Raw genomic sequence first — 13,224 nt, forward strand, 5'->3', positions numbered from 1 at the left:
TTACTTTCCTTTTTTTGGTGATGTAGGATTATAACCAAAATCTGCATCTGGCAATTCTATTTCTAATTGGTAAACAAGATAACCAATACTTGCAAAGTGATGAATTGCATGACTATGTGCTTGCATTAAAGTTGCTGCTAATGTATACTTTGCGGTTTCTTTACCTAATCCCATATCATCACAGACACTAATCTCTTTATCAAAATCTTCTATATTAAGATCTTTAAGTTTAAGAATAATCTCTTCAAAATACTCGATCCCTTTACTTGTTTGTTTTTCTGCTAATTCATTTCTTTCTCTAACAGAAAAGTCTACAAAATTATTATCTACACCTTTAAATATACAAGAAAAAACATCTAAAACATGTCTCATATGCCCTCCTATTGTAGAATGGTAAGGACCTACAGAACTATTAGAGTATTGTTCATCAGAAATTACCTTTAATAAATTAACTCCTCTTTGTAAGTTATTCTCAATAGCACTAATCATAAAAAATATTTACTTGTTGGTCGTTTAAATTTTGGTCAATTTACGAGTTCTTTTCTAAAATTTCTAAAATAAATCAAAACATAACTTAAAATACTGAAAAACAATAATTTAAAAAACAAAAAAACCTTGTAAAAAAAACGATAATAACTCTATTTTATTTTTTTGGCACGCTCTTTGAAAATATCTAAACAAATGCGAAAGCCGAAAAGCAATTAGAGTAGGCAGAATCTTAAAACCATATATCATGAAAAAAGGATTACTTTTATTACTAGGAATGTTTATAATGGTATCAACCCTAGAAGCCAATAACAACAATAATTTACCAAATACATACTCGTTTAATTATTCTTTAGATGATGCCGTTAGTTTTGAAGAAAAAGGAGTTGAGTTTTTTGTTTTTATAAATGGAGAATTTGATTTTAACCCAGATTTTTACGACCGTAATGGAAGGTTGATTAGAAGAAACATTAATATTGATAGAGATTTTAGAGGAAGAATTAGAAAAGTAGGTAACTCTTACATTAATTATGATAGTTTTGGAAACGTAACTAGAATAGGTAATGTTTCTATGAGGTATTATAGAGGACAACTAACAAGAGTTGGTAATTTAAGAATTAGTTATGATAGATGGGGATATCCTATATTTAATGGAAACGTAAAAAATAATTATTTTTCTTTTAATGGAATTAGAATTAATTTAAACATCGGGGATATTTTTGATTATAACAATGCTTATTTTTATCATAGAGATTTCTCTAGAAATTACTCTAAAATTAGAGAAGATAATAGATACTTTTATTATAGAGCAAAACCGAATGCCAAAATTGGTAAAAGAAGTCAAATTTTAAGAAGAAGAAAGCCTGTAGTTACAAACATTAAAAGAAATTCTTCTAGTGTAGTAAAAAGAAGTAATAACTCTTACAGAAAACCATCTAACAATAATGTTAGAAAAAACAATACAAATCAAAGAAATAACAATAATAAGATTACAACGTATAGAAGATCTACTACAAATAATAACTCTAAAACAAGTACTAGAAATAATAACACTTATAAAAAACGTACAACTACTAAAAAAAGTAAAGACAATAAGAGTACAAGTAAAGATAAAAAAAGAGGTTAAAATTTTATAATTAGACATATATAAAAAAAGAGGATTAAGTATTTTACTTAATCCTCTTCTTTGTTTATTTTAACAAATCTTATCAATAATTTATACATTAAATCTAAAATTCATCATATCTCCATCTTGTACAATATACTCTTTACCTTCTACAGATAATTTACCAGCTTCTTTAACTTTAGCCTCACTACCTAAAGCAACATAATCTTCATATTTAATAACTTCTGCTCTAATAAAACCTTTTTCAAAATCGGTGTGTATTACTCCTGCTGCTTGTGGTGCTGTATCTCCTATATTAATTGTCCAAGCTCTTACTTCTTTTACTCCGGCAGTAAAATAAGTTTGTAAGTTTAATAATTTATATGCTGCTCTAATTAATTTAGAAGATCCTGGTTCATCTAAACCAATATCTGCTAAAAACATCTGACGCTCTTCATAATCATCTAACTCATTAATATCTGCTTCTGTACCCACTGCTAAAATAAGAACCTCTGCATTTTCATTTGCAACAATTTCTTTAACTTTTTCTACATAAGCATTACCAGAAACAGCAGATCCTTCATCTACATTACAAACATATAATACTGGTTTAGATGTTATTAATTGTAATGTTGAAACAAATTCTTCTTCTTTTTCTGTAAATTCTATTGTTCTTACAGATAAACCTTGTAATAAAACTTCTTGAATTTTTAATAAAATTACTAATTCTGCTTGTGCTTCTTTATTACCAGTTTTTGCAGTTCTTTTAACTCTCTCTAAACGCTTTTCTACCGTTTCTAAATCTTTTAACTGCAGCTCTATATCTATAGTTTCTTTATCTCTAACAGGATCTATAGTACTATCTACATGAATAATATTATCATTATCAAAACATCTTAAAACATGTATAATTGCATCAGTTTCTCTAATATTAGCTAAAAATTGGTTTCCTAAACCTTCTCCTTTACTAGCACCTCTTACTAAACCTGCAATATCAACTATTTCTACGGTAGCAGGTTGTACTTTTTCTGGCTTAACCAACTCTTCTAATTTTTGCAACCTTTCATCTGGCACATTTACTACCCCAATATTAGGTTCTATAGTACAAAAAGGAAAGTTAGCACTTTGCGCTTTTGCATTAGATAAACAGTTAAATAAAGTTGATTTTCCTACGTTTGGTAATCCTACAATTCCAGCTTTCATGTAAATAAATTTTGCGAGTGCAAATATAGAGTAACTTTCATAAAAATTAAATTAAATAAAGAAAGAAAGCGTAGAATCATCATTTTTATTTACTTTAGTTTTTATTCTTCAATATTAAGAATCATAATAATGGAAAAAATAACAGATCAATATGTTTGGAAAGCATTAAAAGAAGGTGACTTGAATGCCTTTTCTGTGCTTTTTGAAAGCTATTATCCACAATTACATAATTATGGTTTAAAAATCTGTAAAAACGTTGCTCTTACAGAAGATACTTTACAAGATTTCTTTTTATATATTTATGAACATAGACAAAATTTATCTGATATAGATAATATTGCTCCTTATTTATTTACATCATACAAAAGGTTTTTAATTAAGGTTTTAAAAAAGAATGAAAAACTTGTACAAACAGATTTTTCTGCAGAAAACTTTGTTGACATTCAATTTTCTGCTGAAGAAATAATTACAAAACACGAAACAGAAATTTTTAAAAATAAAAAATTAAATAAGTTATTAAACAATTTACCAAAAAGACAAAAAGAAGCCATTTATTTAAAATATTATAGTGGCTTAAAAGCATCTGAAATTGCCAATATAATGGATATAAATTACCAAAGTGTTGTAAATACATTACACAAGGCAATGAAAAACTTAAAAGAAGAAATTTCTATTTTAAAATTATTTAAATAAGATTTCTTAAAAATATAGAGTATAAAAAACAATATAACAGCTTTTATAAGTGTATATTGATATATTAATAAAATGATTAAAAAACAGTACAATAATATAAATGATTTTTTAGACGATCATTCTTTTGAAAATTGGGTACATCAAAACAACGGAACCGATATAGGTTTTTGGGATTTTTGGATAGCCAATAACCCAGATAAAAAAGAATTGGTAAACCAAGCTAAAGATCTTGTTTTAGGCATACCTTTCAATAAAAATTTTGTTACCAAAGAAAAAGTTTCTTTTGAGTGGAAAAAATTAGAAGCTAAAATAGAAGCTAAAAAACCAACACCTAAAAGAAAAATAAGAACTCTAAAACCTCTTAGCATTGCAGCTTCTATTCTTTTATTAATTTCTTTTGGTATTTATTTTATTAATAACAATGCTAAAATTACTCACAAAACCAATTTTGGCGAAATATTAAAAATAAAACTAAAAGATGGTAGTAACGTAACCTTAAATGCTAACTCTAGCTTATCATACTACAAAAATGAAAGTAGAAAAGTTTGGTTAAAAGGTGAAGCTTTTTTTCAGGTTGATAAAAAACTTGTTACTAATGCTAAATTTTATGTGATTACAGATGATTTATCTGTAGAAGTTTATGGTACTTCTTTTAATGTTAATACAAAAAAACAAAAAACTGATGTATTCTTAGAAGAAGGAAGTATATGGTTAAAACTAAAAAATGGTGGTGATAAAAAAATGATTCCAGGTAATTTTATCTCTTACTCATCAGAAAAGAAAGAAATTTTAGAGAATACAGAAATTGTAAATTCTACAGTAAAAACATCTTGGAAAGATGGTTCTTTATTATTTGAAAACTTATCCTTGGTAAAAGCCATGAAAAAAATAGAAGAAACTTATGGTTATTCTATTTTTTTTAATGATGAAGCAAGTAAAAATACTTTAATTACAGGTGCGGTTCCTATTACAAATATTGACATTTGTTTAAAAGCTATTGAAAAATCTGTAAATGTGGTTATTGAAAAAAAAGATAACAATCTAATTATCAGTAAAAAATAAGCATAATTTTAAAGTTATAGATGCATAAAAAATTAGTATACATAAAATTAATTATACTTTTTTTTATGGTTTTTACTATTAATAAATCTTTTGCACAAGAAAACAAAAAAGAAAGAATTCCTTTAGTTAGGCTGTTAGATAGCATTAGTAACAGACATCATATATTCTTTACCTATAAAGCTAATTTACTAGACAATCATTTTATTCAAGAACAAGGTTTTGTTAATTTAAATTTAAAAGAATCTATTTCTCTTTTAGAAAAACTAACTTCTTTTCTTTTTGATGATTTAGGCAATAGTTATTATGTAATTTATCCTAAACAATTATTAACATCTTATAATTATTCTACCTACAAAGATTCTATTTTATCAAATAAAAACAATATTGATAGCACTTTTAACAACACTATAATTACCGTAAAAGGCATTGTTTTAAGCTCTGACAATACACCACTTAGCGGAGCTACTTTGCAAGATAAAAACTCTTTAAAAGGCGCCACTACTAATAAAGACGGAATTTTTGAGTTTAAAATAAAAAAAGACAACAAGGTAGTTGTTAGTTATTTAGGACATCAATCTAAAACTATTAAATTACTCCCTAATAAATTTGAAACTATTACTTTGCTCTCTGGGCAAGAATTAGAAGAAGTACAAATAGTTGGGTCTAGAAATAAAAATAGAGTTGCAAACGAATCTCCTGTTGCTATAGATTTTATAGATATAAAAAAATCTTCAACAAAAAATAGTTTATTAGAAATCAATCAGTTTTTACAGTATGTAATTCCGTCTTTTAACGCTACAAAACAATCTGGAGCAGACGGAGCAGACCATATAGACCCTGCAACAATTAGAGGTTTAGGACCAGACCAAACTCTAGTTTTAATCAACGGAAAAAGAAGACATCAAGCATCGCTTATTAATTTATATGGTACAAGAGGTAGAGGAAATTCTGGTACAGATTTAAACGCAATACCTATTTCTGCAATAAAAAGGATAGAATTATTAAGAGACGGTGCCTCTGCCCAATATGGTTCTGATGCTATTGCAGGTGTATTAAATATTGTTTTAAAAGATACAGATAACCAACTAAATGTTAACTCTACTTTAGGTTTTTACAATGCAAACACAGATAATGTTATGCCTACAAAAGTAGATGGTTTTACCTATAAATTAGGCTTAAATTATGGTACAAAAATAAACAAAGAAGGTTTTTTAAATTTTACTGTAGAATTATTATCTAATGACAATACCTTAAGAAAAGGAACTGAAATTAGAGAAAAATTTGGTCAGGCAGCAGTTAAAAACATAAGTCTTTTTGTAAACTCAGAAACACCTATTTATAAAAGCACAAAACTATATTTAAACGGAGGTATTAACTACAAAAACACAGAAGCTTATGCTTTTACCAGAAAATTTAATAGCGAAAGAAATGTTATTGATATTTACCCAAACGGCTTTAATCCTTTAATTACATCAAATATATTAGACAACTCTTTGTCTGTAGGTTTAATAACTGATTTTAAAAAATGGAATATTGACATCAATAATACTTTTGGGCTTAATAATTTTCACTATTATATAAAAAACACATTAAATGCCACGTTAGAAGAATACTCGTCAACAGAGTTTGATGCTGGTGGTCATCAATTAAGTCAAAACACTACAAGTATAGATTTTTCTAGATATATAAAAACCAATTCTTATGGCTACAATATTGCTTTAGGATTAGAATATAGACTAGATAAATATAAAATTTTTGCTGGAGAAGTAGGTTCTTACGCAACATATGATACTAATGGTCTTATTGCAAACTCGCAAACACCTTTGTCTGATTATAAAACATACAACGGAGTAATAAGACCTGGCGGATCACAAGGGTTCCCTGGCTATTCTCCTGATAACGAAATAAACAGACATAGATCTAATTTTAGTATTTATGCAGATTCAGAAATAGACTTTTCTAAAAACTTAATGTTTGGTAGTGCTTTACGATACGAGTTTTATAGCGATTTTGGTAGTACTCTAAATTTTAAACTAGCTTCTAGATTAAAAATAAACAAAAAAATAAATTTAAGAAGTTCTTTTAGTACTGGTTTTAGAGCACCTTCTTTAGCTCAAAAATATTATAATTTAACTTTTACTAACTTTATTGGTAATTCACCATCAGAATCTGTTTTAGTAGCAAATAATAGCGCAATTGCTAGAAAATTTAATATTGAAAAATTAAAAGAAGAAAAAGCTAAAAATTTTAGCATTGGTTTCTCTTCAAAATTAAATAATAATTTTAACGCTGCTATAGATGCTTATTTTGTAGACATTACAGATAGAATTATATTAAGCGGTAATTTTGATGCAACCTCACTTGGTGTTGGTATTGATAATGTTCAGTTTTTTGCAAACGGTGTAAATACAAAAACTGCTGGACTAGATTTAATTATTAATTGGAACAAAAAAATTAACGATAATATTTTTTCTTTTGACTTATCCGGTAATATTAATAACATGAATATTACAGAAATAAAAAATAAATCTTTAAATAAAGAAACTTTTTTTGGAGAAAGAGAACAACAATTTTTATTAGCATCTGCACCTAAAAGTAAATTTATTTTTGGTTTAGGTTATGAATATAAAAAAATTAAAACCTCTTTAAACTTTACAAGATTCAGTCAAATAAAATTAATCGACTGGCAAATAAACCAAAGCTTAGCTAACTTTAACAATTCAGAAAAAGAAAGATTAATTGCTGCTACCGATTTTTACAAACCTAAAGTTACTACAGATTTACATTTTAGCTATCAATTTTCTAACTTAATCAACTTACAATTAGGTGTTAACAACTTATTTAACATTTACCCTACACAACAAGATGGCTATACAGATAGCGGTGGATTATGGGACGCTACACAAATGGGATTAAATGGCTCATTTTATTACACAAAAATCAACATAGAACTGTAATCAATGAATTAAATTACATGTTTTACAACTTTCTTTAAAAATAAATCAATTTTAAAGAGTATACTTTTTCTTTTATTGGCTTATGTAATAAATGAACACTTACATTTTACAATTGTAAGAACAATTAAAAAAACATTTATTAACTAATAATTTATTTTATGAGACAGAATTATCTATTAAAATTTTGTGCAATTACCTTTTTATTTATGTTGCCTTTAGGGTTAACAGCACAAACAATAAAAGGTAAAGTAACAGATTCATCCGGAGAAGGATTACCTTACATGAATATTATTGAAAAAGGAACATCTAACGGTGTGCTTACTGATGACTTTGGTGTTTTTACCATAACAATAAAAAGTTTACCAACAACACTAGTCGTATCATCTATGGGCTACGAAACCAAAACAGTACCTGTAACAAAAGATTCTTATTTAACAATTGTTGTTAAAGAAGACAACGCTTTAGACGAGGTTGTTGTTACTGGTAACAGAACAAAACCTAGAACAATTCTAGATTCTCCTGTACCAATTGATAATATAGATGTTTCTGAACTAACTAAAAGTGGTAAACCTACTTTAGACAGAATGTTAACTTTTAAAGTACCTTCATTCAACTCTCAAAACCAAGCCATTTCAGATGCAACTGCTCACTACGATCCTGCAGATTTACGTGGTTTAGGCCCAAGTAGAACATTGGTTTTAATAAACGGTAAACGTAAAAACCAAAGTGCGCAAGTTTATTTAAACAGAACACCTGGTAAAGGAGAAGTTGGTGTAGATTTAAAAAGTATACCTACAGCAGCTATAGAAAGAGTTGAGGTTTTAAGAGACGGAGCTTCTGCAATTTATGGATCTGATGCAATTGCAGGGGTAATGAATATTATTCTTAAAAAAGATGTAAACTATTCTACATTTACATCTAAAGCAGGTATCACATCAGAAAATGATGGATTTAATTTTTCTTCAGATTTTAATACTGCTTTTAATTTTGGTGAAGGTGGATTTGTAAACATTACATTAGGTTACTACAAGCAAGCAATTACAAACAGAGCTGGTGATGTAACTGACGTAGGAACAACTGCAAGAGATATTGCTTGGTTAGAAGAAAACCCTAAAGCAGGTATGACAGTTGGACAACCAGAAATGGAAAAGAAAGACATTTTTGTAAATATGGAGCATCCAATAGGAGAAAATTCTACATTATATTCTTTTCATGGCTTTACAACTAGAAATGGACAAAGTTTTGCCTACTACAGAGCTCCTTATTGGAGAAATGATGTTGCTGATGCTAACTTTTTAACAGCAGATCCAGATGATTTTATTGGTTATCAACCAACTTTTGAAACAACAATTAACGATCATGTTAACTCTCTTGGTATAAGATTTCCTTTAGCAGAAGGTTGGCAAGCAGATGCAAGTGTAACTTATGGATCTAATGATGTAGATGTTACAGTAAACAACTCTGTTAATAGAGATTATTTAGCAGATCACGGAACTTCACCAAGAACTTTTAAGCCTGGTGGTTATGGTTTTACAAATATTGTAGGTAATTTTGATGTTACTAGTCAATTATCTGATGCAGTTGGTATTGCTTTAGGATTAGAATATAAACAAGAAATATTTAAAGCGTTAGAAGGAGATCCATTATCTTATTACGGTGCTGGTTCAGATTCTTTTGCTGGTATTAAACCAGATGAAGCTGGTAAATGGTCTAGAAACAATTTTGCCTTATACTCTCAAATAGAATATGATATTACAGATGATTTTTTATTAGGAATTGCTGGTAGATATGAAGATTTTACAGATGCTGGTGATAATTTTTCTTGGAAAGCCAACGGACGTTATAAACTTGGTGATAAAGGAGCATTAAGAGCTTCTTACAGTACTGGTTTTAGAGCACCAACACTACACCAATCTCACATTACTCTTAGTCAATACATTATTGTTGCAGGTTCATCAGAGCCATTATTACAAGGAACTTTAGCAAACGACAATCCTGCCGTACAAGCTTTAGGTGTACCTAGTTTAACTCATGAAATTTCTAGAAATTTATCTGCTGGTTTAACTTATAAATTTAACAGTAACTTTTCTGCTTCTGTAGACTTTTATCAAATTAATGTAGACGATAGAGTTTTATTTTCTTCACAAATTGGATCTGATAGCGATGATACTACTGTAAACCCTGTAGAACAAATTTTAGAAGACAATAATGTAGTTGCTGTACAAGTATTTATTAATGCTGGTGATACAAAAACAACTGGTGCAGATATTGTATTAAACTATAGAAATATAGAGATTGGAGAAACTGGTAAATTACATACAAGTTTTGCTGCTAACTTTAATGAAACAACAATTGATGCAATTACAACTCCACAAACTATAGCAGATGCTGGTTACAATATTTTTGATAGACAAGAACAAGGTTTAATCATTAACTCTAGACCAAAATCTAAAATGATTTTAGGATTAAATTATGTTGCAGATAAATGGGATATTTCTTTTAACAATACTCGTTTTGGTAAAGTTACAATTACAGCTCCTTCTGGTGGTTTCGATTCTAATGGTGTAGAAATAGCTAATGGAGAAGATCAAGATTTATCTTCAAAAATTTCGACAGATTTAGGTTTTGGATACAGATTAACAGATAAAATAACATTTAGCGCAAACATCAATAATATTTTTGATGTTTACCCAGACGAAACTTTAACTTCTACTAATACTGCAGAAGCAGGATCTAGATTTACTTACTCATCAGAAGTACAACAATTAGGTATAATGGGAACAAACTTTAGTGTTGGACTAAACGTTCAATTCTAATATTTTTTTTATTGAATTAATTATTTGGATTTGAATTCCTCCTCTTTAAGAAATTATTTTTTTTTGAGGAGGTTTTTTTAAACTTAAAAGGACAAAATTTTATTTTATGAAACAAAAAATAATATATAAATTATTTACAATTACCTTTTTATTTATGTTGCCTTTAGGGTTAACAGCACAAACCGTAAAAGGTAAAGTTACAGATGAATCTGGCGAAGGATTGCCTTATATGAATATTATTGAAAAAGGAACATCTAACGGTGTTGCCTCTAATGATGATGGTAGTTTTTCTATAAAATTATCTACAATACCTACTACAATTGTAGTATCATCTATGGGTTTTGAAACAAAAACAATTAAAGTAATAGACACTTCTTTTTTAACCATAATTATAAAAGAAGATAACGCTCTAGACGAAGTTGTTGTTGTTGGTTCTAGAAACTCAAAAAGAACAGCCGTAGACACTCCTGTACCTGTTGATATTATAGATGTACAAGATTTAGCTATTAAAAGTGGTAAGGTAGAAATTAACGATATTTTACAATTTGCAGCACCTTCTTTTAACGCTACAAAACAATCTGGTTCTGATGGAGCCGATCATATTGTACCTGCATCTTTAAGAGGTTTGGGGCCAGATCAAACATTGGTTTTAATTAACGGTAAAAGAAGACATCAATCTTCATTAGTTAACATTTTTGGTACAAGAGGTCGTGGAAACTCTGGTACAGATTTAAACGCAATTCCTTCTGCTGCAATTAAAAGAATTGAGGTTTTAAGAGATGGAGCTTCTGCACAATATGGTTCTGATGCCATAGCTGGTGTTATTAATATTGTTTTAAAAGACGATACAGATGGTGTTTCTGCCGGAGTAACTTATGGTGCTTATAGTACGGCTGTAGGTGGAGATTTTGCACAACAAATATTTGATACTCAAGACGGATGGGAACCAGAACTATACAATGTAGAAGGTAAAAATAGACTTGACGGAAAAGATAAAAATTTTGATGGTGAAACTGTAAAATTAGATTTTAATTATGGTGCTAAAATAAATGACATAGGTGGTTTTATTAATTTTACAACAGAGTTTTTATCTAAAAACAAAACTCTTAGACCTGGTTTTTCTTGGAGAAAAGGTTATGGTAGTGCTGGCGTAGATGGTTTTAACTTTATGGTAAACTCTATTATCCCTATTTCTGAAGAAACAGAATTTTATGTTTTTGGTGGAAGAAATTATAGAGATACAGACGCCTATGCTTTTTCTAGAGATAGTTTTGATGATGGCGACAATAGATCTGTACCTAGTATATATCCTGATGGTTTTACCCCTAGAATTACTTCTATTATTACAGACAACTCAATATCTGCAGGAGTAAAACATATTTTAGATAGTGGTTGGGAAGTTGATTTTAATAACACTTATGGTATGAATAAATTCCATTATTTTATTAAAGACTCTAATAACGCTTCTCTAGGTAGCGCTTCGCCTACAGATTTTGATGCAGGTGGACATAGCTTATCTCAAAACACTACCGGATTAGATTTTAATAAATATTTTGAAGAAGCTGCAGAAGGAATTAATATTGCTTTCGGATTAGAATACAGAACAGAAAATTTTCAAATTTTCTCTGGCGAAGAATCATCTTATGGTTTATATGATGAAAATGGAGTTATATTAACAAACCCAGCTCTACAAAATGTAGCTACAGATTCTAATGGAGATGTTCTTCCGGGTGGATCTCAAGGTTTTCCTGGATACAGTCCAGATAACGAAGTAGATAGAAGCAGAACTAATTTAGGTCTTTACTTTGATACAGAAGTTAATTTAAGTGAAAGTTTTTTATTAAGCGCAGCTTTACGTTATGAAAATTATAGCGATTTTGGTAGTACTTTTAATTACAAACTAGCTAGTAGATATAAAGTAAATGATAATTTATCTTTTAGAGGTTCTGTTTCTAGTGGTTTTAGAGCTCCTTCTTTAGCTCAAATTTATTACAACTTAAAATTTACAAATATTGTTGCTGGTACATCTGTACCTTCTTTATTATCTGCTAATAATAGTACTGTTACACAAGCATTTGGTATTGGTTCTTTACAAGAAGAAAAAGCTATAAATACAAGTATTGGTTTTACTTACAAAAAAAATGGATTTACTGCTACTATAGACGCTTATTCTATAGCTGTTGATGATAGAATTATTTTAACAGACAATTTTACAGATCAATCTATTTTAGGTCCTTTAAATGTAGATGCTGCCCAGTTTTTTGCAAACGGTGTAGATACTAAAACTACAGGTTTAGACATTGTTTTAAATTATAAAACTACTTTAGGTAATGATGATAAAATAAATATTGGTTTAATAGGTAATTTAAATAACTTAGATATTAAAGAAGTACATAATGGAGATTTAAATCCTTTTACTTTCTTTAGTGGTTTTTCTCAAGCTTACTTAGAAGCAGCTGCACCAGATTATAAATTTGGATTGAATTTAGGATACATTAGAAAAAAGTTTAATGCAAATGTAACTTTAACTAAATTTAGTGAAGTACAGTTGCAAGATTTTCAATGGGTAGATTCGCCTCCAACAACACAAGCAGAAGCAGATGCTTTATATGAGGTTGCAACAGATACCTATAATTCTTTAATTACAACAGATTTAAGTTTAGGATATCAAATATCAGAAAAAGTAAGCCTTACATTAGGTGCAAATAACTTATTTAATATTTATCCAACTTCACAATTTGATGGATGGACAGATCAAGGTGGTTTTGCAGACTCTGTACAAATGGGATCTGATGGAGCTTATTATTTTACAAGACTTAGCTTTAGCTTATAAAAAGCAATTAAAAAATTTAATTCTTAAAGACTCAAATCAAATGATTTGAGTCTTTTTTGTTTAAAAAAA

General features: G+C 28.6%; 8 protein-coding genes. 6 read left to right on the top strand and 2 right to left on the bottom strand.

Annotated elements, in window-relative coordinates; genetic code table 11:
* Window positions 1-489, bottom strand: coding sequence for a DinB family protein (locus KI686_RS07775; RefSeq protein WP_237588714.1), 489 nt, complete (start codon window positions 487-489; stop codon window positions 1-3).
* A gap of 244 nt (window positions 490-733) precedes the next feature.
* Here KI686_RS07775 and KI686_RS07780 point away from each other — a divergent pair, with 244 nt between their 5' ends.
* Window positions 734-1,612: a hypothetical protein gene (locus KI686_RS07780; RefSeq protein ID WP_237588715.1), complete on the top strand. Its 879-nt coding sequence runs from the start codon at window positions 734-736 to the stop codon at window positions 1,610-1,612.
* A gap of 90 nt (window positions 1,613-1,702) precedes the next feature.
* Here the strand turns inward: KI686_RS07780 and ychF are convergent, their stop codons facing one another.
* The gene (gene ychF, locus KI686_RS07785) at window positions 1,703-2,794 is read right to left on the bottom strand and encodes a redox-regulated ATPase YchF (protein ID WP_237588716.1); all 1,092 of its coding nucleotides are present in this window, start codon (window positions 2,792-2,794) and stop codon (window positions 1,703-1,705) included.
* Between the two features lie 129 nt (window positions 2,795-2,923).
* Between ychF and KI686_RS07790 the strand changes: the two genes are divergently transcribed.
* The 5 genes from KI686_RS07790 to KI686_RS07810 all read left to right on the top strand — a co-directional run bounded on the left by KI686_RS07790 (window position 2,924) and on the right by KI686_RS07810 (window position 13,155).
* Window positions 2,924-3,487 (top strand): RNA polymerase sigma factor, encoded by a 564-nt coding sequence (locus tag KI686_RS07790; RefSeq protein WP_237588717.1) that lies wholly within the window; start codon window positions 2,924-2,926, stop codon window positions 3,485-3,487.
* Between the two features lie 72 nt (window positions 3,488-3,559).
* Window positions 3,560-4,549 (top strand): FecR family protein, encoded by a 990-nt coding sequence (locus tag KI686_RS07795; RefSeq protein WP_237588718.1) that lies wholly within the window; start codon window positions 3,560-3,562, stop codon window positions 4,547-4,549.
* Window positions 4,550-4,569: 20 nt separating this feature from the next.
* Window positions 4,570-7,506 (top strand): TonB-dependent receptor, encoded by a 2,937-nt coding sequence (locus KI686_RS07800; RefSeq protein ID WP_237588719.1) that lies wholly within the window; start codon window positions 4,570-4,572, stop codon window positions 7,504-7,506.
* 158 nt (window positions 7,507-7,664) lie between these two features.
* Window positions 7,665-10,322, top strand: a complete 2,658-nt coding sequence (locus tag KI686_RS07805) for a TonB-dependent receptor (RefSeq protein ID WP_237588720.1) — start codon at window positions 7,665-7,667, stop codon at window positions 10,320-10,322.
* A gap of 106 nt (window positions 10,323-10,428) precedes the next feature.
* Window positions 10,429-13,155, top strand: a complete 2,727-nt coding sequence (locus tag KI686_RS07810; protein ID WP_237588721.1) for a TonB-dependent receptor — start codon at window positions 10,429-10,431, stop codon at window positions 13,153-13,155.
* Window positions 13,156-13,224: the final 69 nt, after the last annotated feature.

It is taken from the genome of Polaribacter sargassicola, from assembly GCF_021991835.1.
GTDB lineage: Bacteria > Bacteroidota > Bacteroidia > Flavobacteriales > Flavobacteriaceae > Polaribacter > Polaribacter sargassicola.

What these genes read in the sequence shown, in the direction of transcription:
- KI686_RS07775 (WP_237588714.1), bottom strand. Translation starts at nt 489, where the DNA reads ATGATTAGTGCTATTGAGAATAACTTACAAAGAGGAGTTAATTTATTA.
- KI686_RS07780 (WP_237588715.1), top strand. Translation starts at nt 734, where the DNA reads ATGAAAAAAGGATTACTTTTATTACTAGGAATGTTTATAATGGTATCA.
- ychF (WP_237588716.1), bottom strand. Translation starts at nt 2,794, where the DNA reads ATGAAAGCTGGAATTGTAGGATTACCAAACGTAGGAAAATCAACTTTA.
- KI686_RS07790 (WP_237588717.1), top strand. Translation starts at nt 2,924, where the DNA reads ATGGAAAAAATAACAGATCAATATGTTTGGAAAGCATTAAAAGAAGGT.
- KI686_RS07795 (WP_237588718.1), top strand. Translation starts at nt 3,560, where the DNA reads ATGATTAAAAAACAGTACAATAATATAAATGATTTTTTAGACGATCAT.
- KI686_RS07800 (WP_237588719.1), top strand. Translation starts at nt 4,570, where the DNA reads ATGCATAAAAAATTAGTATACATAAAATTAATTATACTTTTTTTTATG.
- KI686_RS07805 (WP_237588720.1), top strand. Translation starts at nt 7,665, where the DNA reads ATGAGACAGAATTATCTATTAAAATTTTGTGCAATTACCTTTTTATTT.
- KI686_RS07810 (WP_237588721.1), top strand. Translation starts at nt 10,429, where the DNA reads ATGAAACAAAAAATAATATATAAATTATTTACAATTACCTTTTTATTT.